Here is a 22,577-nt window from a genome sequence, read left to right as displayed (position 1 = left end):
GGCACGCCAGATTGAACGCCCAGTCGGTGGCGATTCCTGGAGCGCGTGCCGAACGCGGGGCGCTCGTTCAGAGTACCTCGCCGGGGCCAAACCTCCCCGCGGAAAACAGGAGCCGATACTATGGTGAGGTCGACGGCGGTGACGACTTTTCCTCGTCTTGCCGGTTCCGATGTACTCGTCGCCCGGCGATTCCGGCACCGGCGAGCAGCACACCACCCGCAACGAGTAAGAACGGCTCCGCGCCGAGAATGAACATAACCGGGTCGCCGGACCGCCGGTACGTTGTTTCCGTGAACAACGGATAGTCAAGCCCAGTTGCTGCGAGAATCGCCGTCCAGAGTCCCTCGACGAAGACGATCCCACCTACCGCAACTGGCACGACGGAGAGGCGCTTCCATCGGATGGATGAAATTGCCCCAACGACTCCGACTGCTCCTGCTCCCGTGAGCAACCACTTCCGGCGGCCGAACAGTTCCTCACTGGCGTTGATCGTTCCTTGGTACCCGGGTGCGACGTGGAGCACTCCCTGTTGCACCCCGACTATCACCGCCACGAGGCCGACCACGGAGAGAAGTATCGGACCGACGCTGTGTGCTTCGACGATCCGGTCGATCTTTTTATTTTTCATATCCGAAGATGACGAGAAGATCGCATAGTGTTTGCGCCCAGTAGCCCACTCTGGGCGACGTCGGTGAAACCGAGCGTCGACAGTTGCTGCAGACAGCCTCGATATTCAGCACGCACGTTCTGGCAGCGGTCGGTGAGATGTCTGTGGCCTGTTGAATGGCGGGCAGGTGTGTCCTCAACCCACGGTACCGAGAGGATACTCGTGGTCTGCAACGATCCAGTCACACTCGGGGTACCTCCGGTACTCGTCAGTGACCGAAAGGTACAACGGAGCCATCGTCACCGTTCGATCACGTCCACGATCCGTCCCTCACCGAGCGCCGCCAGCACCACGCGGTCGAGTCGGCCTTCTTCATCGGCCTCGAACGCCGCGGCCGCGATGGCGCGCGCGACTGCCTCATCTGCCTCGTCGTCCACCTTGTTCACCAGCGCGACCACCTCGGCGTCGGCAGGCACGTCTTTCAGCCCACCCGCGGGCGACGCCAGGACCGTCCCGACTGCGTCGGCGGTGACGTCCTCGCCCACCGAGCAGTCGGTGAGCGCGGCGACACGCTCGGGCCGGTGGACACGCTCGTCGGTGAGTGGATCGCCGACGACGTGCGCGGAGGCGATGGGGACGACCGCATCTGCGCTCGCGGGGATCTGTGGCTCGCGGTCGGCGGGCGCTTTGAACTCGCGCATCCGCGCGCCGTCTGCCTTCACGAGGACGGGACCGTCGTGGGCGTCAGCGACGGCGTCGACGGTGGCAGTTTCGTAGCCAAGGTAGCGGTCGTCGCGTTCCTGTTCGGGGACGAGACCGAGCGGGAAGTCGTCGGCTCCAGCGGTCGGGAGCGCTGAGACGGGGTCTTGGGTGACTTCGACCCGGGCGACGTGGTCGTCGAAGATGGGGATGCGGACCGTCGCGGTGACGACCGCGCGGTCGAGCCGATTCGCGAGCGTGTACAGCGTCGTCTTCTTGCCGCCAGCGCCGACGACGCAGACGAGGCCCTCGGTCGGGAGAGCGTCCTCGGGGTCGAGCGTCATACGCGCTTAGTTCGGAGCCGACCCCGAGTAGTTTGTGTCGCGAGCGAGCGACAGCGACGCGCCCGCGATGCTGCCGGCGACGAACGGGACACTCCGTGTGAGCATACCAGAGGCGGCGACGAGCGGCCCACCCGAAGAGATGTCGAGCGCGAACAGCGCTATCCCGACCACGACCACGCCGTGCGCAAGGAACGCGCCGACCGCGAACGCGAGCGTCGCGACCACGAGCGAGTCGGTCGACGCGTCGCGCAGTCCCGCGAGGTAGCCTGCCGCAGCGCCGAGGAGCGCAGCGACGAGTGAGACGGCCGCGCCGGTGGCCGTGAGTATCCAGACCGTGTCGGCCGTCAGGCCGACCAGCCGCGGCACGAGGGCCTGCACGCCGCCTCCGGCCGCCGCGACCAACGCGGCGACGAACGCGAACGCGAGTTGTCGGGCGGGACCGCCGGTCGGTGGGTCGTTGGAGGGCATCGTCGGGGCGTCACAGGCCCGACACAACAATCGGTCGCTTCCGCCGCTTACGCCGAGACTGCCTCCGCGATGGCCGCCTCTATCGCTTCGGTGTCGGGGAAGCGTTCCTCCTCGCTGGCCTCCCACGTGTACGACACCGTGCCGTCGGGGTCGACGACGAACACCGCGCGGGTGGCGATTCCGGCGAGGAGACCGTCGGGCCAGCGGACGCCGAAGTCGCGGATCACGTCGTTGTTGAACCCGGAGACGAGTGGGTAGCCGATGTCGTACTCGTCGATGAACGCCAGTAGCGGCCACGGCGCGTCGACGCTGACGCCGTACAACTGCGCGTCCAGGTCGGCGAGGTCGGCCTTCCAGTCGCGCAGATCACACAGTTCCTCGGTGCAGGTGCGCGAGAACACGCCGGGGTAGAACGCGAGCACGACCGGGCCCTCGTCGAGAGCGTCCTCCAGCGAGAACTCCGCCACGTCGTCGCCGGTGTAGGAACCGCGGTCAGTGCTAGCGGCCGCGTCGGGCGTCGCCATCGGTGCCGTTACCTCGGGTGCGTCGTCGCCTTCCTCGAGCATATCCGTGTGGTGTGAGGCGAACGGCTAAACTGTTCGTTCATCGGTAGGCCGGTCCACGTCGACGGGTCGACCACTCGTGGGCGCTCCCGTGGTTGACACAGACGCCGACTGCCGGGGGTCAGTCGCCGCCGTCCGACTCGGCCACGTCGTCGACGTCGTACCCGTACTGTTCGCGGGCGGCCTCGGGCGTCAGTTTCCCGAGTCGCAGGTCGCGTTCGATGGCGTCGGCATCGCGGCCGGCGGGGTCGCCGTAGCCACCGGCGCCCGGCGTTCGCACGCTGACGACCGACCCCGCGGGCAGGTCGCGAGTGTGTTTCGCGGGCAGTTTCTCCAGGTCGTCGCCGTCATCATCGACGAGGTACGCTGCGCCGTTCTCGCCCTCCCCACCACCCGCGAGACCGTACGGGTGCGACTCGTGACGCTCCGCGAGGAGGCTGAGTCGCGCGGTGTGGTCGCGCACGCGGATGTCTCGGCGAAGGCCGAGACCGCCGCGGTGTTCGCCCGCGCCGCCGGAGTCGGGGCGGAGTTCGTACCGTTCGATCCGGAGCGGGTACGCCGTCTCCAGAACCTCGGCGGGCGTGTTCAGCGTGTTGCTCATATGGACGTGGACGCCGTCCATCCCGTCGCCGCTGGCGCGACCGCCGAAGCCACCGCCCTGCGTCTCGTAGAAGGCGTACGGACTGTCGTCTCTCGGGTCCGTCCCGCCGAGCGTGACGTTGTTCATCGTCCCCTGACACGCCGCGACCACGGCCTCGGGGTCCGCCTGCGCGAGTGCGCCGAGCACCGTGTCGGTGACGCGCTGACTCGTCTCCAGGTTGCCGCCGACGACCGCTGCCGGTGGCTCGGGGTTGACGATAGTGCCCTCGGGAGCGACGATGTCGATGGGGCGGTAGCAGCCGTGATTCGGCGGGATATCGGGGTCCGTGACACAGCGGACGGCGTAGTAGGTGGCCGACGCGGTCACCGCGAGGACGGCGTTGATTGGGCCGTCGGTCTGTGCTGCGGTGCCGGTGAAGTCGACCGTCACCTCGTCGCCGTCGACGGTGAGCGTCACGTCGATAGCGAGGTCCTCGTTTCCGCGGCCGTCGTCGTCGAGAGCGTCGGTAAACTCGTAGGTGCCGTCGGGCAACTCGGACAGTTCCGCGCGCATCCGGCGCTCGGAGTAGTCTTTGATCGCTTCGAGCGCGGATTGGAGGTCGTCACCGTGTTCCGCCGCGAGTTCGCGGAAGCGCCGCCGCCCGGTGGCGTTGGCGGCCACCTGCGCGCGGAGGTCGCCGCGACGCTCCTCGGGCGTGCGGACGTTCGCGAGGATCATCGAGAGCACATCGTCGCGAACCTCGCCGACGGGCGTGCCGTCGGCGGCGACTGCGCCGGTGCCGGCCTCGAACTTCACCGGTGGGATGCGGAGGCCCTCTTGGTAGATTTCGGTCGAGTCGGCGGCCACAGAGCCAGCGGTCGACCCGCCGATGTCCGCGTGGTGGGCGCGGTTGGCGGCGAACGCGATGACCGCCTCATGGTCTGCGTCATAGATGGGCGTCACGAGCGTCAGGTCGGGCAGGTGTGCGCCGCCGCGGAACGGGTCGTTCAACAGGATCGAATCGCCCGGCGACAGCGTCTCCGGCGGGAACGCCTCCACCGCCGCCGCCACCGAGTACGGCATCGCGCCGAGGTGGACCGGCATCGTCTCCGCCTGTGCGATCATCTCGCCGTCGGCGTCGAACAGCGCCGTCGAGCAGTCCTGTCGCTCCTTGATGTTCGGCGAGTAGCCCGTCCGCACGAGCGTCGCGTTCATCTCCTCGGCGACCGCCTCACAGCCGTTGCGGATGACTTCCAGCGTCACCGAGTCGACGCCCGCGTCCGCGGGCCCGTGACCGCTCCCGCTCATTCGCCGTCACCTCCGGTCTCCACGACCAGATTCGCGTCGCCGTCGACCCGCGCTCGCTGGCCGGGGTGGACGACGACCGTACTCTCGCTCCCTTCGACGACCGCCGGCCCGTCGACGGTCGCCTCGGTCGGAAGTCGTGCGCGGTCGTACACCGGCGTCTCGCGGTCGCCGCCGTCGAAGCCGACGCGGCGCGTCTCCGCCATAGCATCCGCGGGGTCGCCACCGCGCGACTCCGCCGCAAGATCCGGTGGCTCGACCAGTCCCCGCGCACGCAGGCGAACCGTCACTAACTCCACCGGTTCCTCCGGCGATGCGTGGCCGTAGCGACGCTCGTGGGCCGCGTGGAACCGTTCTTCCACCGCCGCGAGTTCGTCGTCCGTGAGGTCACCCTCGACCGGGACCGACAGGTCGAACGACTGGCCCGCGTACCGCAGGTCGAGCGTTCGCTCAAACGCCATCTCGTCGTCCACGCGGCCGGCGTCGCGCAGTTCCGCGCGGCCCTCGGCCTCGAACTCGGCGAAGGCGTCGCGGAGTGCCGCGGCGTCGACCACGTCCCACCGCCGGACCATCGACGTGGAGTAGTCGTACACCACGTCGCTGATGAGCAGTCCCAGCGCGGAGAGTACCCCGGCCGCACGCGGAACGATCACTTCGGGGATGTCCAGCGCCTCGGCCAGCGCCGTCGCGTGGAGCGGTCCCGCGCCGCCGAAGGCGACGAGGGCGAACTCGCGAGGGTCGTAGCCGCGTTCGACGCTGACGACGCGCAGGGCGCGGCGCATATTCGCGTTCGCCACGTCGAGGAGTCCCCGCGCGGCCGCCTCCGTCGCGTCAGGGTCGTTCGCGACTGCCTCGGCGAGTGGGGCAAACGCCGCCTGGACTGCCTCGTCGTCGCGGCCGAGTGCGTCCGGCAGGAAGCCGCTGGGGTCGATCCGACCGAGGACGAGGTGGGCGTCGGTGACGGTCGGGCGGTCGCCGCCGCGGTTGTAGCAGACGGGGCCTGGCTGTGCGCCCGCCGACTGCGGGCCGACGCGGAGCGCCCCGCCCTTGTCGACGTAGCCGATAGAGCCGCCGCCCGCGCCGACGGTGTGGATGTCGACGGTCGGCACCGAGACGGGGTACTCCCCGACCTCGGTGTCGGTGGTGACGAGTGGGTCGCCGTCGCGCACGAGGCTCACGTCACAGGAGGTGCCACCCATATCCATCGTGATGAGGTCCGGACTCCCCCGCCGCCCGGCGACGTGGGTCGCACCACGGACGCCCGCTGCTGGACCCGAAAGCAGGGTGTTCACCGGGCGCTGTCGGGCGGCGTTCGCAGCCATCAGCCCGCCGTTCGACCCCATCACGCGCAGGGGCGCGTCGATACCGAGGCCGCTCGCGGCGTCCGCCAGCGACCCGAGGTAGTCGTCCATCACGGGCTTGAGCGCGGCGTTCATCGCGGTGGTGAGCGTGCGCTCGTACTCACGAATCTCGGGGAGGACGTCGGAGGAGAGCGACACGGAGGCGTCGACGCCTTCCTCGCGCAGAATCGCACGCACGCGCCGCTCGTGGTCGGGGTGCTCGAACGAGAACAGCAGCGAGACGGCGATGCTGTCGATCCCCGACGCGCAGAGGTCGCTCGCGAGGTCCCGCACCGCGTCCTCGTCGAGATCCTGGAGGACCGCGCCGCGTTCGTCGACGCGTTCGGGCACCTCGAAGCGACGGTCCCGAGCGACGACCGGGTCGGGCTTGGTCGCGTCGAAGTCGTAGATGTCGGGGCGGGTCTGTCTGCCAATCTCGACGGCGTCGCGGAAGCCCTCGGTGGTGAGCAGGGCGGTGTCGGCCCACTCGCCCTCCAACACGGCGTTGGTGGCGATGGTCGTCCCGTGGCCGAGGAAGTCCACCGCCGAGAGCGGTACGTCCAGATCGCGCAGGCCCGTCACGACCCCTTCGTCAGGTGAAGCGGGCGTCGACGGCGTCTTGTCGACGCGGATGCGGCCGTCGCGGACCGTCACGAGGTCCGTGAACGTGCCGCCCACGTCGACGCCGACGCGCGCCGTCGAGTCGTCATCGGTCATACCTCGGGGTCTGCGCGGACGGTTGTATGCGTTCGCTTCGCGGACGCGTTCGCTGCGCGGTCGTGCCCTTGGTCAACGAGTGCGGTCGACTTCCTTATCGAGTTCGTGGTCTCGTTCACGATGCCACTCACCGTCGCCGCCACCTGCACGCTCTCGAAGCCGCTCGCGTGCCGTCGCCGCGTCGACGCCCTCGGTCTCCAGGAGGACGTCGAGTCGCCGCTCGAACTCGTCGTCGTCGATGTCGCCGGCGGCGTAGCGGCGGCGGAGGCGTTCGACGGGGTCGGACTCGGCGGCGCTCTCGTCGCTGGCACCGTTCGCGTCCGCGTCGGCCGAGTCGTCCGTCTCCGAGAGGAGGACGTCGCCGAGGATGGCCGACAGCGGCGTGAGCAGAAGCCAGCCGACGACCGCGGCGACGGGGACAGCGCTCCCGAACCCTGCAATCGCAAGGAGGACGACGACGCCGAGCGTGGCGACGGCGACAATCCCGGGGGCGGCGTCGACCAGTCTGCGCGTCCGTTCGTTCACACGCCTACTGCGACGACCGACGAGAAGAACGTGCCGGCGAGATTACCGCTCCTCGGAGTGGCGCACGTCGACCGCGATACCACGAGTCGAAGAACGCATCTCCGCGCCGTGCATCTCCGCGCGGCCGACGGCGAACGCCCGTGGTCCCTCGACGACGACCTCGTCGCCGACGCGGATGTCGTCGTCCGCGTCGACGACACCCGGCGCGAGCACGCTCCCCTGCGGAACGAACGAGTCGATCTGTACCGTCTTCGTCGGCGCGTCACTCTCCACCCAGCGGTGTGCGCCCGCGAGCGTGAACGCCAGCGCTCCGTAGGTGGGCACCATCGTCGCGAGCAGTTCCTCGTCGTCGTCGCGGACCTGCAGTTTCGGGTACCGAGAGCGCGTGTTCAGTTCGTCGAACAGGTCGTCGCCCGCGCCGTCGCCAAGCATGTAGTCCGCGAGCGCACGCACCGTGTTGTGCTGGCGCTCCCGCTTCGTGTACTTCAACTCGCCGTCGAGCGTGGACATCAGGTTCCCGATGGACTCGGTCGTCGTCGGGTGGTCCTCGACGGTGTACTCGAAGGGCACGTCCACCTGCTCTTCGACCCGTTCGCAGATGTCGCGGTAGCCCTCTTCGGGAACGTGTGCGATGACGCGCGGGTACTCGTTGCGTTCGAGGTACTTGCGCAGGACGGCGGCGACGAACTGCTTCTCGTCTTCCGTCCACCGGCCCGTGACGACGGTGTCGTAGTGCTGGGCGGGGTAGGTGAGTTCGAGTTCCTGCGGGACGACGCCGATAGGAGAGGTCATCGACGCGAGGTGGCCGCGGAACTGGATGGCGTCGTGGAACTGCCCGTGGCTCTGGCTCTCAGAGTACGGCTTGCGCGCGGAGCAAGGCACGAGCACCAGCGGGTTGCGGAAGCGGTTGCGGTAGCGGTCGGTGACACGCTGGGCGAACCGCTGAATCTCCGGGCGACGGATGGTGTCACCGGTGGCTGCACTCAGTTCCGTGTCGCGGACGACTGGCGTGCGCTCCTCCAGGTAGCCGTACTGCTGGTCGAGTTCACGGAACGTCGCCGTGAGCCACTGGTCGTGACGCGCCTGCCCTTCGACGTAGTCGCGGAGGCGGCCCTCGCGGATGCGGCGACGGACCCGCCGGAGTTCCGCGGTGAGGGCGTTGACGTTGTGCTGTTCGCAGGCGGCGCGGTCGAACTCCTCACGCGGCACCTGACAGGCGGGACACGAACACGGCAGTTCGTCCAGGTCTTCGAGGAATCGCTCGCCCTCGTCGGTGAGGTACTTTCCCTGACTCCCCTTCACCCGTGCGCGCTTCGCGTCGACCAGGTCGACACCGGCGTACACGAGCGTCGCGACGTTCAACGGCGTCGCGACGCCAGACAGATACAGCGCGGTGTCGGCGGGAACCGCCTCGCGCACCGCGACGACGGCGTCGACGAACGCCGAGGCGTGGCCGACGACGCCCTGCGCGTTCGAGAGCACGTACGCGTCGACGGGGGCGCTGGCGGCGCCGCCCGCGTCCGGGTCGTCGCTGGAGATCACCGCGGCGCTCGGGCCGCCGATATCGGGGTAATCCGCCGCGAACGCCTCGACGACTTCCTCGCGCGTGCCCGCAGGGTACGCGCGGTGCGGGAGGACCGTAAGCACGGAATCGTCGCCTTCGGGGGCGTCGCGGTCGGCGTTCCACAGCGACCCGGCGTCACGGACGACGTCGTCCGCGAGCGCCGGCGTCGTCAGCGGCGAGTCGAGGCGGAGTTCGCCGAGACGGGCCGCCCCGTCTCGGTCGTGAACCTCGAAGTAGTCGGTCATACGGCGTTCTCTGCGGGCCGGCCGTTATTCGCTTTCGCTTCCGCCCTCGCCGGCGCTGGCGGCGTCCGTGGCGTCGGCAGTCGTCGCGGTGTCGGCGGCATTCTCACCGTCACGGCTCGCGTGCAGGTCTTCGAGCGTCACCGAGTCGGGGACGACCGACAGTGCGTCCTCACTCCACCCCCGGTGCGCGAGCGTCACGTCCACGTCGGGGTTGGCCTCGACGAGCGCACGCATCCCCTCGGCGGCGGCGCGTTCGGTCGCGGCGTCGGTTCGGTCGGGCACCTCCGCCGTGAGCGGGTACGTCTCCGAGAGCGCCCGTGGGAACGGGCCGAACGGTGGAAGGACGCGCCACACCGCGTCGTAATCGTGCTCGGAGGGCTTGCCGTACTCCGAGCACAGCAGACGGTCGGGCACGTCCAGTCGCGCGAGGCGGTCGTGGTGGCGGCGCACCTCCGGGCGACGGGCGGACTCGTGAGAGACGGCGAAGAACGAGCCTTTGGAGGCGCTGTCGATGCGCTCCAGTTGGTCGGCGTGGTCGAGGAGGGCGCGGTAGCCGTCGGTCATCGCCGGGTGACCGCGAGCGCGGCGCTCGACGAGTTCGAGCAAGTCGCCGTCGCGGATGGCCTGCTTCACGCGCCGGAGTTCCTCGAAGGTGACGTGGAGGTTGTGCTCTGCGAGCAACGACTCCTGTTCGTCGTTGCCGGCGGCGCGCAGGTCGTCCGGCGTGTACTCGTGACAGATGGGGCACGAACACGGGAGATACTCCAACTCCTCCAGTTGCTCGGTGCCCGAGACGGTGAGGTAGCGGCCGTCGCGGGCCATCAGCGCGTACGCGGCGGAGTCGAACAGGTCACACCCGAGCGCGACCGCCAGCGCGAACATCATCGGGTGGCCCGCGCCGAACAGGTGGACTGGGCAGTCCTCGTCGAGACCGCGTTTAGCGGCGGCGACGGCGTCGACCATGTCGTCGTAGCGGTAGGCGTTCATCATCGGGACGACCGCGCCGACCGGGAACACGTCCAGATCCGTCGCAGCAGCCTCGTGACCTGCCTGCTCACGGAGGTCGGGGTAGGTGCTCCCCTGCACCGGCGCGTTCACCAGCATCCCGCCGGTGTCGACCGCCTCGGCGTCCGCGAGCGCTTGCCGGGTCACGTCGAGGTCGGATTCGGCCTGCTCACGGCTCACGTCCGGCGGCGTCGGGATGTCGACCGGCGTGCCGATGTCGCTGCCGATGTCGCGCTGGAACTCCAGAATCTCGGTCGTCGTAGTGTCGATTTCGCCGTACTCCGCGAGTTGGAAACTCCCGGAGTCGGTCATAATCGCGCCGTCGTACCCCAGCAACTCGTGGAGGCCCTCCTCCATCGCACGCTCGCGCAGGCCGTCGGTCGTGCGGATGATGTAGGAGTTGGTGATCAGCATATCCGCGCCGAACTCCGAGCGGAGGCGGCCCGGGTCGATCGTCTCGATGTTAGGGTTGATCACCGGGAGGAGGGCGGGCGTCTCGACGGTGACGCCGGCACGGGGGACGGTCAACTCCCCGATGCGACCGGCGGCGTCGTGATCCCGGATCTCGAAGTGCTCGCGCATTGTCTCGGGGTTTCCGGGGACGCGAGTAAGGGTGTCGCTCCGCGGGCGACGCGGACGCGACGCTCGATCGGTGGCGAACGAACGACACGCAGGGGGCGACCAGCGGACGGTCGAGCGGTCGGACGGTCGGCCGCGCGACCGGAGCGCGGGGCGGGCGTGTCGTCACGTCGCGGCACGCCCCGCGGCGGCGGAGTCCACGGTGCGGGGGCTGGTGCCGGTATCGGTGATAAACGCTCGGAGGGATGGTGGACGAAAGAACAGACCGCAGACCGACGAACGCGTGCGCTCGCCGGTCAGACGACCGGCACGAGCGCCAGTATGTCGCCGACGACCAGACTCGCGGCCTGTCCCGGCGTCGCGTTCTCAGGACCGTACACGACGACGACGTACAGACCAGCGAACAGCACCGCGTCGTACGCGCCGTGGATGAGCGACGGGACGACGAGGTTGTCGGTGTACTCGTAGGCGGCACCAAACACGAGCGTGAGCAGCGAAAGGATGCCGATGGTGACGAACCGCCCGGGCGCGGCACCCGTCAGCGCCACGTAGTGGACCGCCCCGAAGATGACGCTCGCAACCGGGATGGCGACCCACGGCGAGAACGCCTCTCGGAGCCGGTTCTGGACGACGCCCCGGAACAGAATCTCCTCGCCCGGACCGATGAAGATGAACGCCGCCGGGATGAGGAGGAGGAGCACCTCGGGGTTCTCCACGCCGAACTGCGCGACCTCGTTCTGTGCGGTCGGCGCACCCGTCTGCTGGACGACCAGCGACGCGACGATCAACAGCGTGAGCGACCCGAAGAAGCCGCCGACGGTGACGAGCAAGTCGCGCAGCGACGGGATCTTGAACAGCGACAGCGGCGAGCGTCCGCGTCGGATCAGGTAGATCGACGCGACGCCGCCGAACGAGACACCTTGTACGAGTACCAGCGAGAGGCCGATCAACGCGAGCGGTGACGGCTGATACCCGATCAGTCCGAGCGTGAGGAGGACGACTACCACGACGACCGACGCGACCACGATGCCGGAGAAGCCGACGACCAGGGCCGCGACGAGCGCCCGTATCCGGGGATCGAGCGAGCCGAACCACGCCGAGATGCGGCGGGCCGGTCCGAAGCTTACCATAGGGGTACTCGGTCGCCCACGTTCAAAGGCTTGACCCAGCGACGGCGACCGGACCGACGGTCCGACTGCCCAGTCTCCGCCTCACTCCCGACGCGCCTCGTACAGCGACACGCCGAGCGTCGCCCGGCCGTCGCGAACCTCACCCGCGAGGACGGCGTCGCGGAAGGCGTCGTAGTCGACGGTCACCGGGCGGATGCTCTCGTTGAAGTCGAGCGTCTGTTCGGCCGACGGCTCGCACCCGTGTGCGAGGAAGTAGTGGTGGACGGAGTTGGCGAAGCCGTTGGCGGGTTCGACCGTGGTGAACTGCTCGACCGTCTCCGCCTCGTGGCCAGTCTCCTCTGCGAGTTCGCGTCGCGCCGCCGTGGCGAGGTCGGTGTCGCCGTCTTCGACGGTTCCGGCGGGGAGACCGCGATTCACCCGACCGACCGCCTGCCGCCACTCCTCGACGAGGACCACGTCGCCGTCGGGTGTGAACGGGAGGACGACGACCGCCGGCGGTTCGTCGACGTAGTGGAAGTCCGTTTCCGTTCCGTCAGGGAGGCGGACGTCGTCACGGCGCACGTCGAAGCCGGGACACGAGTAGTCGATGTCGGTGCCGAACGTCTCCCACGCGAGGTCGTCGGGTGCGGCGTCGTCGCCGTCGTGGTCGCCCGCGGCGTCGTCAGTCATAGCCGACGGGTCGGCGGGGCGGGAGAAAACTGTGTGCGGTTCGCCGGCCGCGAGCGAGGTGTCCGTCAGATCGAGAGGCGGTTGCGAACTGCGACGACGCCGCCCGCGAGGACGAGTGCCAGCGAGACGAGCGTGAGGCCCACCTGTGTCTCGGCGAACCAGACGGGTGCCCACGGCGCGACCGCGCGGACGCCGACGACGAGCGCCGAGAGGACCGGCACGCCGGATTCGGCCTCGACGGAACCGGGGTCCACACCATCACTCGTCGCCCGCGGCAGGTCAGCCTCGGTGCCCTGGAACTCGCGGGGGACGCGGTCGGCCTCGTACGGGATGCGCTCGGTGGCGTACGACCAGACGACCGTGCCGTTCTCATCGAGTTCGACGATGCGCTTGTTGAGCGTGTCCGTGATCAGCGTGTGGCCGTTCTCCAGACGGTCGGCGTCGCGAGGCCACCGCAACGACTGGCCGTCGGCGCTCCGGACGACCCACGCGATGTCCCACTCGCCCGACTCAGTGCGGTGAAGTTCGACCACGCGGTCGTTGTCGGAGTCGGCGACCAGCACTGCGCCATCGCCCAGCCACTGCGGGTTGTGCTGGTGGTCGAGGATCGTCGGGTCGCCACAGCGCACGTCGCCGTCGCCGTCGGTGTCGCGCAGTTGGCCGTTGCCGGTACAGGAGTCATCCGGCGAGCCCTCCTCGTCGGCGTTGATTATCTCGACGACCTCGCTGCCGCCGTCGTCGGTCCGCTCGACGATGACCAGTTGGTTCGCGTTGCGCACCGACACGAGGAAGCGATCCTCGCCGATGCGGTCGATGTCGTTGATGTGGAGCCAGTCAGTTCGGGTCGGGTCCGCGGGTGCGTCGTAGATGGTCGAGGCGTTCCACGTCCAGACCACCTCGCCGTCCTCGACGACGAGGATGCGCTCGTGATCCATATCGGTCATCGCGAAGCCGCCGTTCGGGAGGGGTTCGGCGTCGTGAATCTCGCTGTTCGTCTCCGTGCGCACTGGGAAGCCGTACTCCTCGACGACCGTCGGCCCGCCGTCCGCGTCAGGGTCGATGATCCGGAAGCCGGTGTGGGCACACGGCGACTCGTAGGGGCCACACTCCTCGTAGCCGCTGTCCATGAAGCCCGCCAGCACGTTGCCGTCTGGCAGTCGTTGGACGTCGAAGTAGCTGTCTGCGGAGTCCTCGCGCCACTCGACCTCAGAGTTGTTCACCAGATAGACACTCCCGTACTGGTGCCAGCCGGGGCCGCCGCCCTGCGACCCGACGAGCGTCGCCCGCTCCGCGCCGTCGGCGGGAGTGGTGGGCGACCGGTCGGGAGCCACCAGCGCGCTGCCCGCGACGGTGAGGCCGAACAGGAGGACGCCGGCGAGGACCAACTCGACCGCGCGTGTTCTCATCGACGGAATCGAATGATGGCCCGAGCAAAAGCCTTCGGTATCACGGGCACGCGGCGACGAGAGACGGTTGCGATAGCGGGGTGCGGACGCAGGACGCGCAGACTCAGAACAGGTCTCGGACCCGTGCTCGCGTGGCCGCGAGATCGCCGGAGTTGTCGACGACGACCGGCTTCTCCGGTGGTTCGAACTCCTCGCGCAGAAGGTCGTACACCTCCACGTCGGCGTCGGAGGCGTCGCCCTCGCGGGCACGGATCCGCCGCTTCGCGACGGCCTCCTCGCAGGTGACGTGGACTAGCTGCGCGTCGGCGTCGTGGCGAGCCCCGAGATCGCGTGCCCACCGACGGCGTTCGGCGCGGCGGAACGTCCCGTCGAGCACCACAGCGTTGCCGGTCGAGAGTACCGCGTCGGCGCGGTCCAACAACGCCTCGTACGCGCGGCGAGACTCTTCAGTGGTGTAGTCGGGGTCGGGAAACAGCTCCTTTCGGACCACGTCCGTCCGGAGGAGGTCGGCGTCGAGTCGGTCCGCCACCGCTTCCGCGACGGTGGTCTTTCCGGCACCTGGGAGTCCACAGACGACGACGAGTTGGGGTGCGTCCGGCATCGAAGTCGGTCACGACTGTGTGGGGCCAGCGGTAATGTCCGTCGGTTCGATTCCCCGGAGGGAATCAGATTCGATAGACGGGGCGATACGTATTATACTCCGGTTTGGATACAAGTTGATACTCCGAAATCGGGAGTGGAAAACCACACAATGTTCGAGTTCATTACGGACGAGGAAGAGCGCGGTCAGGTCGGTATCGGCACGCTCATCGTGTTCATCGCGATGGTGCTGGTGGCAGCAATCGCCGCCGGCGTGCTGATCAACACCGCTGGCTTCCTCCAGAGCAAGTCGCAGGAAACGGGTCAACAGAGCAGTAAGCAGGTTAGCAACCGTCTCCAAGAGGTTGCCACGGTCGGGAACGTCATTGAGAACGGTGATGGTGATGACGTCGTCGACATCGTGAACGTGACCGTCACGCAGGCGGCCGGTGCTGGGGACATCGACGTACAGAATGCGACGGTGACCTGGATCGGCCCGAGCGGGACGTACCAACTCCAGTCTACGACGACGAACTTCTCTGACTCGGGCCTCTCCAGCGGGGACGACAAGTTCTCGTACGCGTCGGTCAAGAACGTCGCCGGTAACGAGAACGTCCTCGACGACCCCGACGATCGCCTGAACCTCGTGTTCGACGTCAACATCTTCGCCGACAGTAACCTGGGCGAGGGCGACGAGGTTACCATCAAGATCAACACGATGTCCGGTGCGACCACGAGCATCCGCTTCACAGTCCCCGAATCGCTCGGACAGAAGGAAGCCGTCGAACTGTAAGTCGGCTCCCCTTCTCCAGTATTTTCGACCGCCGAGCGGTAGCACCGTCACCGCCGGATCGACACTGTGTCTGAACGACGCACCGCGGCGACAGAATGGTGACTGTCGGCGACTCAGCGCTCCGCTTCCCCACGTAAGCAGTTCACGGCGTCGCGAACCCGCGTGAACGCATCAGTCAACTGCAAGTACAACTCTCCGCTCACTGCAGAGGAGAGGTACGCGACTGCTCGAACTGGCGTCGGTCGCACGCGAACCGCCTTCCGGAGGTACTCGCGGCCCTCGTCGTACTCCCCCTCCTGCATATGGAGGTGCGCGATACGCACTCGCTCGCCCCGGGTGTCACGCTCTGCGATGAAGGCAGCCTGTCTCACGGTACACAGGTGGGCGCACGGCCCGTTGTGGTACTCGAACGCCTTGCAGTCGCACGTACCGACGTGCTGACCGTCGTCGTTCGCGATGGCGACGAGGTGGGCATCCTCACCGTCAGGAAGCGTCACGCGGTAGCTGTAGCGGCTCACGGACTCGATGAGTGCCCCTTGCGGGTCCGCACGGTCCCAACTGGTAGCGTCGCTCCCGGCGAGTGCCTCGAAGTCGAGTGGCGTTCCCGGTGCTTGCTCGTCTGTCGACGGCGGTGTACGCGGTGTACTCATCGTGAGTCACCCCCGTGGCACTCAGGGCAGACTCGACGAGGGATGCCGCTCCCCGTGGGCGTCCGCGTTTCGAGGCGGACACCGCAGGTAGGGCAGAAGTTCACGGCGAACACCTCCCGTTGTCAAGCGCCGGGCACGGCTGATCGGAGGCGAGAATGTAGCCGCCACAGTAGTCGCAGATCAGCGGCTCATCGTCGGTGTCGACGCTCACGCAGACCACCTCGTAACGGCCGCTAACTTGTCAGGTAACCCTCCAAAAACTATATAGGGGTAGTGGGCCGGCGCGAATTTGAATCGCGGTTACGGCCACCCGAAGGCCGAAGGATACCAAGCTACCCCACCGGCCCGCAGTTTCGAGAAGGCGAGCCGTTCTGTTAAGACTTCCGAACGCCGGAAGGGAGTCGGGGTCACGTCGCCCGATTCCGCGTCAGTACCGCGTGTATCCCTCGGTGTCGAGGTAGTTGTGCGCCACCGTGATCGCGTGGTCTGCGTGGATCGCCTCGGGCCCGAGCCGAACTCGGCGGTCGGCCCGGTCCGCGAGCAACGCGGCCTCCTCGTCGGTGAAGTCGGAGTGGTCCGAAAGGACGAACACCGGGTCCGACGGTGGCTCCACGTCGGCGACGGGTGTGCCGTCCTCGTGCAACTGGACGAGCGTCCCGTCAAGCGAGTCGAGCGTCTCCGCGAGTCCCATCCGGTAGAGGTCGACGCCGGGCGACACCTCGGCGGGCATATGGCCGATTGCGTCCTCGCGGGCCTCCAGTGCGTTGCGGACGCGGGCGGCGGTCGTGCGTTCGTCGGGGTGGAGGCCGCGAGCGGTCGCCCCCGAGAAGCGGACAGTGTACTCGTCGCCGAGGACGAGGTGGACGCGGCTGTCTTCGCGGATCCCGTGTGAGAGGAACAGCCCCGTGTTCACACACCGGCACAACAGGTCGAGACGGCCCGCACCACCCGCGAGGTCGTCGAGGCTGAACTCGGGCGTGGTGGGCGCGTCGTGGCCGCAGACGACGAACTGGCGCATAGCAGAGACGGACAGCCAGGAGAGTTAGCCCCGTCGACTTCCGCTCGAAGGCGAGCGTCGAGACGCTATCGTTCGATGGAGAACGTCGTCTCGGCGGTGAGACGGTCGGCCCCGTCGACCGCACCGATTGCGACCGAGAGGGTGTGCTCGCCGGGGGCGGCCGCCCGCCACTCGTGGTCGCCCTCGCGGATGCGCTGGGGCCAACTCCGGTGGAAGCGTTTGCGCTCGCTGCGATGGAAGTCGAAGCGCGTCCGTTCGGGGTCGGGCGCGTCGTACACCTCCGACGCCTCACAGAGTCCGTCTATCGACCACGTCCACCGCATCGGCGTCTCCGTCACCAGCGACACGGGCATCGGCAGGCGGTTCTGGAACGTCACGCGGAACTGCACCGGTTCGTCGGGCGCGTATCGTTGCTTGTTCGTCTCGACGTCGACGGCGATCGCACGGGCGCGTAGACTCGACGGGAACAACGCGTGGCTCACGTTCGTCCAGTTGACGTGCGAGCCGCGGCCGTCGTCGGACTCGTTGGGTGAGAAGGGGTCGTCGTCGTCCCGTCGAAGCGCCTCCGACTCGTAGATACGCCGCATACGCGACGGGAGGAGGTGCGGTCGATTAAACCCCCCGCCCGGGACTGCCAGCGTCGTCCACGCGGCGTTACAGGAACGCGGGCGCGGCCGCCGCCCACAGTGCGACCGACTGACAGTAGCCGTACGCGAACACGAGTCGCCACGACGAGCGGATGTCGCGGAGCCACGCGAGCGCCAGCGTCGCCGCCAGCGCCAGCGCCGACAGGCCGAACGGTTCGACCGCGGGCACGCCGGGCACGACGCCACCGCGACCGAAGTACGCGAACACCGCGAGGTTCAGCGGGACGAACGCCGCGAGCGCGACCCACCCCGGCGCAGACTGGATCCACGAGCGTACGTCGCCCGAGCGCATCGAGCGTCCGGTCACTCCTGCCAGCCGTGCGACGACCGCGCCGACCGCCGACAGCACCGTCCGCGTCGTCAGCAGGAATCCCGCCAGCAACGGCCCGGCGACCCACGGGAGCAACGGCACGGTCACGACCGCGAGTGCGACGGCGACGACCGCAACGAAGCCGAATCGGAACGGCGTCGCCGTGAGTCGACCGACCGTCCCGACCGGCCCGTCACCGGTGTACCCCGACACGAGCAGGCGGAGGTTGCCGCCGCGTTCGACCCACGCGACCGTCGGCTCCCCACCGAGGTATCCGGGAGCGGCCGCGAGCGCGTTCGAGGGGAGGCGCGAGACGTGACCGGTGGCGACGCTCCCGTTGCCCGCTACGTCGGCGCCGCCCCGTGCGAACACCACGTCGCGGCCGCTGGTCCGGTCGGCCACCGTCCAGATGGCCGTCCAGTCGTCGGCGTCGCCCGCGACGCGGAGGCGGTTGCCGGAGCCGAACTGCCGAACGTCTGCGCCGCCGGCGGCGACGTGAACGACCGAGAGGTCGGTCCACGCGAGGACTGATGCGGCCCCACCGTCGCCCGCTGTCACGTCGACCAGCGGTGGCAGATTCGCCGAACTGAACGAGGAAGCACCGCGGCGAGCGTCGCCGACACGCGCACCGTCGATACCCTGTCCGGGCGTGGTTACGTCGAGGTAAACGCCCGTGTCGGCCTCGTCGGCCCACGCGACCGCGACTCGCCCATCACCGGCGGCCGACAGCGCCGGAGAGTTGCGCCCCGTCGTCGCGCCAGGGAGGGCGTGGCGGTCGACGCTGGCGTTCGTGTCCGCCTCGCCGCCGGTCACGACCGCGAGTTTCCCGGTGAAGCCATCGCCGTCGAACGCGCGCCAGCCTACGACCGTCTCCCCCTCGAGTGCCGCCACGTCGACGCTCTCGACACGGGCCGCCTCGCCCGTCGAGACGGTCGTCGAAGAGAACTCGCCGTCGAGACGGCCGCGAAGCAGGACGATGCGCTCGGTTCCGGCGTCTTCGACCGCGACGGCGACCCGGTCGCCCCGCACCGCGGCGTCGACCTCGCGGAGTTCCTCCTCGGACGTGAACAGCGTTCGTGTCGCTTGGACACGTACGCGGTCACCCCCGCCCGCCAGTCGTGCGATGCGGACGCGGTACTCGCCTGCGTCGGCCTCAACCCAGGCGACGACCGCGCGGTCGCCGTCACCCGCCACCGCCACGTCGGGATACTCGGCGGTCGACCCGTCGAGCGTGGAGAGTTCGGTCGGCTCCGACCAGTCGCCGCCGATCTCGCGGCCGACGTCGGTGTAGGCGGCCTGTGCGCCGATCGCGAGCGCGAGGACGACGAGGACGGAGAGGACGTGTGTACGAGGACGCATCTACGTGTCCTCGTCTGTGGGGGCGGCGAATAAAACGGGGTCGAAGTCGGACCGAGTGTGGCGCCGACGACTCAGCCCATCTGCGTTTCCACGTCCTCGTAGAACGGGCAGCCGATGCCGTGGGTCCCGTCGACGGTCTCGAGGTCGGGATGCGTGTCGAACTCCGAACACTCGTCGCGAGCGATCGGACACCGCGTGTGGAACTTACAGCCGGACGGCGGGTCGATCGGTGACGGGACGTTCCCCTCGAGGATGACGCGATCGCCGTCCCACAGTGGGTCTGGCTCTGGAATCGCCGACAGCAGCGCCCGCGTGTACGGGTGGTACGGCGGCGTGAAGATCTCCTCGGCCGTCCCGAACTCGACGATTTCGCCGAGATACATCACCGCGATCTTGTCGGCGATGTGCTCGACGACGCTCAGGTCGTGTGCGATGAACAGGTACGACAGGCCGAACTCCTCTTGTAAGTCTTCGAGGAGGTTCAGGATCTGCGCCTGCACGGACACGTCGAGCGCCGACACCGGTTCGTCACAGACGATGAAGTCGGGGTCGACCGCCAGTGCGCGGGCGATGCCGATGCGCTGGCGCTGGCCGCCGGAGAACTCGTGCGGGTAGCGACTCGCGTGACTCGCCTGCAGACCGACGATCTCCAGCAGTTCTTCGACGCGCTCTTCGCGCTCGCGGCCCTCCGCGAGGCCGTGGATGTCGAGCGCCTCGCCGACGATGTCGGAGATGGTGAGCCGGGGATTCAGCGACGCGAACGGGTTCTGGAAGATGAACTGCAGGTCGGTGCGGTACGGCCGCATCTCCGACTCCGACAGTTCGGTGAGGTCGACGCCGTCGTAGTAGACGGAGCCGTCGGTGGCGTCCTCCAAGCCGAGCATCGTGCGCCCGAGCGAGGACTTGCCACAGCCGGATTCGCCGACGAGGCCGACCGTCTCGCCCTCGCCGATCTCGATGTCGACGCCGTCGACCGCCTTCACCCACTGCTGTTCGCCGAGCACCCGGTCGAGAAAGCCCTTCTCGGTCGGGTAGTGTTTGGTCAGCCCCTCGACGCGGACGAGTGCGTCGTCCGAACTCGCGGTGGGGGCCGCGCTACTCCCGTTGCCGGTCGTGTTGTCAGTGCTCATTCGTCACCCTCCATGTACGACTCTGTCTCCTCTTCTTGGATCTCGATCTCGAAGTCGAGTCCCTCCTGCAGTTCGCCGGTGTACTCCAGACACGCGGCGGCGTGGACCGACGGGTCGGACTCGTCGGCCAACTCGCCGGTGTCCGCGTTCACGAGCGCTGGATCGCGTTTCGTGCACGCCTCCTCAGCGTACGGACACCGCGGGTGGAAACTGCACCCCGGCGGCAGTTGCACGAGGTCCGGCATCGTGCCGGGAATCGTGTCCAGTCGCTCACGTCGGTCGCCGATCCGTGGGATCGACCCCATCAACCCGACCGTGTACGGGTGTTTAGGCTCGTAGTACAGTTCTTCGACGGCCGCCTTCTCGACGGCGCGACCGGCGTACATCACCATCACTCGCTCACACAGTTCGGCGACGACGCCGAGGTCGTGGGTGATGAGTTGGATCGCCACGTCGAACTCGTCGGACAGTTCCTTCAGCAGTTCGAGGATCTGCGCCTCGATGGTCACGTCGAGTGCGGTCGTCGGTTCGTCCGCGATGATCAGGTCGGGATCACACGACAGGGCGATGGCGATCACCGCGCGCTGTTGCATCCCGCCGGAGAACTGGTGGGGGTAATCCGAGTAGCGCTCTTCGGGGTCGGGAATGCCGACCTTGTCGAGCATCTCGACGACGCGTTCGCGCACGCCCTCGTCGTCGAGGTCCATGTGCGCACGGACCGCCTCGGCGATCTGCTCGCCGACCGTGTACACCGGGTTGAGTGCGGTGTGCGGGTCCTGGAAGATCATCGCGATCTCGCCGCCACGGATCTCTCGCATCGCCGCTGTCGGCGCGCGAAGCAGGTCGACGTAGCCACGCTGGATCTCCAGGTCGCCGTCTTTGAACTCGGTACTGATGGACTTCGGGCGGTCGCGGACCGTCGCGCCGGGGTCGTTCCCGACGTCGACGCCCGAGACATCCTCGATGTGGATGTAGCCGTCGCGGTCGTTCGTGGCGACTCCGTCGGGGAACTCCCGAGCGAGTTTCGCCACGGCCACTTCGGAGTGGAAGCGGATCGTCCCGCCTTCGATACGCCCCGGCGACTCGATGAGTCGCATCAGCGAGAGGCTGGTCACGGACTTGCCGGCGCCGGACTCACCGACGACGGCGAACCGCTCGCCGCGGCCGATGGTGTAGGAGACCCCGTCGACCGCCTTGACTTTCCCCTCCTCGGTGTAGAACGCCGTCTCGAGGTCACGAACCTCCAACAGCGGACGTTCCGCCGAGTCGAGGTCGTCGAACCCGGAGGCACCGGTCGACGAGGGTGCGTCACGCGACGCCATCTATCGGTTCCTCCCCGTGTCGGACTCGCCCTGTGGGTCGAGTGCGTCACGGATGCCGTCGCCGACGAGGTTGATCGACAGCACGAACAGGAAGATAGCCAGTCCGGGGAAGACGGTGATCCACCACTGCCCCTGGATGAGCGTCTCCCGACCCGACGAGAGCATACTCCCCCACTCGGCGGTCCCCGGCTGGAGCCCCAGTCCGAGGAAGCCGAGCGCGGCCGCCGACAGGACGATGGTCCCGATACCGAGCGTCGCCTGCACGATGACCGGCGCGAGCGCGTTCGGAACGACGTGCCGGAAGATGATCGAGCGGTCGCGTGCGCCCAGCGCCTTCGCGGCGGTGACGTACTCGTTCTCTTTGATCGAGAGGATCTCACCGCGGATGAGGCGGGCGTAGCCGATCCACACGACGAGCACGAGCGCGAGGATCATCTTCCAGAACCCCTGTCCCAGCACCGCGATGAGCGCGATGGCGAGCACGAGGAACGGGAACGAGTAGAGGACGTCCACCACCCGCATAATGATCTCGTCGATCCAGCCGCCGTAGTAGCCGGCGATGGAGCCGAGTGGGACGCCCACCGCGAGCGCGATGGCGACCGTGATGAAGCCGATAGTGAGGCTGAATCGGCCGCCGTACATCACTCGCGAGAAGATGTCCTTCCCGGCCCAGTCGGTCCCGAACGGGTGCGTCACCGACGGCGACTGCTCGAGTGCGTTGAAGTTCGACGCGCCGGGGTCGAACGGGGCCAGCGAGAACGGCTGGATGGTGATCCCCTCGATGGCGATTGGCCGCGCGAAGATGGCGGCGAACGCCATCACCGCGATGATCGCGACGCCGAAGAGCGCGGTCCGGTTCCGCTTGAACCGTCGCCACGCACGGGCGGTCCGAGAGCGCGAGAGGTCACTCCCCTCTGGCTCCCAGTCGAACAACTCTCCGCGCTCGGAGAGCTGTTCGGCGTTGAACCCGGTCACCCGGATCCGGCCGCGTTGAGTGGTTCGTGAACGTGATTCCTGTGACAT

Annotated in this window: 21 protein-coding genes, 1 tRNA gene and 1 pseudogene; 1 reads left to right on the top strand and 22 read right to left on the bottom strand. The window is 68.2% G+C overall.

Annotated elements, in window-relative coordinates; translation table 11 throughout:
• Positions 1-118: 118 nt before the first annotated feature.
• From P0D77_RS04605 to P0D77_RS04545, 13 genes are all read right to left on the bottom strand, one after another.
• A complete protein-coding gene (locus tag P0D77_RS04605; RefSeq protein WP_277555031.1) occupies positions 119-628 on the bottom strand; it encodes a hypothetical protein in 510 nt (169 codons plus the stop codon).
• Between the two features lie 278 nt (positions 629-906).
• The gene (yqeC, locus tag P0D77_RS04600; RefSeq protein WP_277555030.1) at positions 907-1,650 is read right to left on the bottom strand and encodes a selenium cofactor biosynthesis protein YqeC; all 744 of its coding nucleotides are present in this window, start codon (positions 1,648-1,650) and stop codon (positions 907-909) included.
• A gap of 6 nt (positions 1,651-1,656) precedes the next feature.
• Positions 1,657-2,118: a hypothetical protein gene (locus P0D77_RS04595; protein ID WP_277555029.1), complete on the bottom strand. Its 462-nt coding sequence runs from the start codon at positions 2,116-2,118 to the stop codon at positions 1,657-1,659.
• Positions 2,119-2,165: 47 nt separating this feature from the next.
• Entirely contained in the window at positions 2,166-2,684 is a 519-nt protein-coding gene (locus P0D77_RS04590) for a redoxin domain-containing protein (RefSeq protein ID WP_277555028.1), read from the bottom strand.
• Between the two features lie 118 nt (positions 2,685-2,802).
• Entirely contained in the window at positions 2,803-4,569 is a 1,767-nt protein-coding gene (locus tag P0D77_RS04585) for a hydantoinase B/oxoprolinase family protein (protein ID WP_277555027.1), read from the bottom strand.
• Positions 4,566-6,623, bottom strand: coding sequence for a hydantoinase/oxoprolinase family protein (locus P0D77_RS04580; RefSeq protein ID WP_277555026.1), 2,058 nt, complete (start codon positions 6,621-6,623; stop codon positions 4,566-4,568). Before P0D77_RS04580 ends, P0D77_RS04585 begins: the two co-directional genes overlap by 4 nt.
• A 72-nt stretch (positions 6,624-6,695) precedes the next feature.
• Complete coding sequence (locus P0D77_RS04575) at positions 6,696-7,148, bottom strand: SHOCT domain-containing protein (protein WP_277555025.1); 453 nt, start codon at positions 7,146-7,148, stop codon at positions 6,696-6,698.
• A 42-nt stretch (positions 7,149-7,190) separates the two neighbouring features.
• Positions 7,191-8,957: an archaeosine synthase subunit alpha gene (gene arcS / locus P0D77_RS04570; RefSeq protein ID WP_277555024.1), complete on the bottom strand. Its 1,767-nt coding sequence runs from the start codon at positions 8,955-8,957 to the stop codon at positions 7,191-7,193.
• A 24-nt stretch (positions 8,958-8,981) separates the two neighbouring features.
• Positions 8,982-10,544: a tRNA guanosine(15) transglycosylase TgtA gene (tgtA, locus tag P0D77_RS04565; protein WP_277555023.1), complete on the bottom strand. Its 1,563-nt coding sequence runs from the start codon at positions 10,542-10,544 to the stop codon at positions 8,982-8,984.
• A gap of 293 nt (positions 10,545-10,837) precedes the next feature.
• Positions 10,838-11,671, bottom strand: coding sequence for a CPBP family intramembrane glutamic endopeptidase (locus P0D77_RS04560; protein ID WP_277555022.1), 834 nt, complete (start codon positions 11,669-11,671; stop codon positions 10,838-10,840).
• An 81-nt stretch (positions 11,672-11,752) separates the two neighbouring features.
• Positions 11,753-12,340, bottom strand: coding sequence for an NUDIX hydrolase (locus tag P0D77_RS04555; protein ID WP_277555020.1), 588 nt, complete (start codon positions 12,338-12,340; stop codon positions 11,753-11,755).
• 65 nt (positions 12,341-12,405) lie between these two features.
• The gene (locus P0D77_RS04550; protein ID WP_277555019.1) at positions 12,406-13,746 is read right to left on the bottom strand and encodes an aryl-sulfate sulfotransferase; all 1,341 of its coding nucleotides are present in this window, start codon (positions 13,744-13,746) and stop codon (positions 12,406-12,408) included.
• Positions 13,747-13,849: 103 nt separating this feature from the next.
• A complete protein-coding gene (locus P0D77_RS04545) occupies positions 13,850-14,347 on the bottom strand; it encodes a P-loop nucleotide/nucleoside kinase family protein (RefSeq protein WP_277555018.1) in 498 nt (165 codons plus the stop codon).
• A gap of 150 nt (positions 14,348-14,497) precedes the next feature.
• Here P0D77_RS04545 and P0D77_RS04540 point away from each other — a divergent pair, with 150 nt between their 5' ends.
• Entirely contained in the window at positions 14,498-15,118 is a 621-nt protein-coding gene (locus tag P0D77_RS04540) for a flagellin (RefSeq protein WP_277555017.1), read from the top strand.
• Between the two features lie 113 nt (positions 15,119-15,231).
• Here the strand turns inward: P0D77_RS04540 and P0D77_RS04535 are convergent, their stop codons facing one another.
• From P0D77_RS04535 to P0D77_RS04500, 9 genes and pseudogenes are all read right to left on the bottom strand, one after another.
• On the bottom strand, positions 15,232-15,768 hold the full coding sequence (locus P0D77_RS04535) for an SWIM zinc finger family protein (protein ID WP_277555016.1): 537 nt from the start codon (positions 15,766-15,768) through the stop codon (positions 15,232-15,234).
• On the bottom strand, positions 15,765-15,872 hold the full coding sequence (locus P0D77_RS17690) for a zinc ribbon domain-containing protein (RefSeq protein WP_432764824.1): 108 nt from the start codon (positions 15,870-15,872) through the stop codon (positions 15,765-15,767). The genes P0D77_RS04535 and P0D77_RS17690 overlap by 4 nt, the downstream gene beginning before the upstream one ends.
• Positions 15,873-16,042: 170 nt before the next feature.
• Positions 16,043-16,115, bottom strand: a tRNA-Pro gene (locus P0D77_RS04530).
• Between the two features lie 80 nt (positions 16,116-16,195).
• Positions 16,196-16,786: a tRNA (pseudouridine(54)-N(1))-methyltransferase TrmY gene (gene trmY / locus P0D77_RS04525; RefSeq protein WP_277555015.1), complete on the bottom strand. Its 591-nt coding sequence runs from the start codon at positions 16,784-16,786 to the stop codon at positions 16,196-16,198.
• A gap of 65 nt (positions 16,787-16,851) precedes the next feature.
• Positions 16,852-17,373 (bottom strand): DUF7974 family protein, encoded by a 522-nt coding sequence (locus P0D77_RS04520; protein ID WP_277555014.1) that lies wholly within the window; start codon positions 17,371-17,373, stop codon positions 16,852-16,854.
• A gap of 67 nt (positions 17,374-17,440) precedes the next feature.
• Positions 17,441-19,102, bottom strand: a complete 1,662-nt coding sequence (locus tag P0D77_RS04515; protein WP_277555012.1) for a hypothetical protein — start codon at positions 19,100-19,102, stop codon at positions 17,441-17,443.
• A gap of 140 nt (positions 19,103-19,242) precedes the next feature.
• Positions 19,243-20,232: pseudogene (locus tag P0D77_RS04510) on the bottom strand (ABC transporter ATP-binding protein); the annotation flags it as partial.
• A complete protein-coding gene (locus P0D77_RS04505) occupies positions 20,229-21,554 on the bottom strand; it encodes an ABC transporter ATP-binding protein (protein WP_277555010.1) in 1,326 nt (441 codons plus the stop codon). The pseudogene P0D77_RS04510 and the gene P0D77_RS04505, both read right to left, overlap by 4 nt.
• On the bottom strand, positions 21,555-22,577 hold the full coding sequence (locus tag P0D77_RS04500) for an ABC transporter permease (RefSeq protein WP_349770088.1): 1,023 nt from the start codon (positions 22,575-22,577) through the stop codon (positions 21,555-21,557).

The organism is Halobaculum limi (genome assembly GCF_029490015.1).
GTDB lineage: Archaea > Halobacteriota > Halobacteria > Halobacteriales > Haloferacaceae > Halobaculum > Halobaculum limi.
This window is presented reverse-complemented; position numbering and strand designations above follow the sequence as displayed.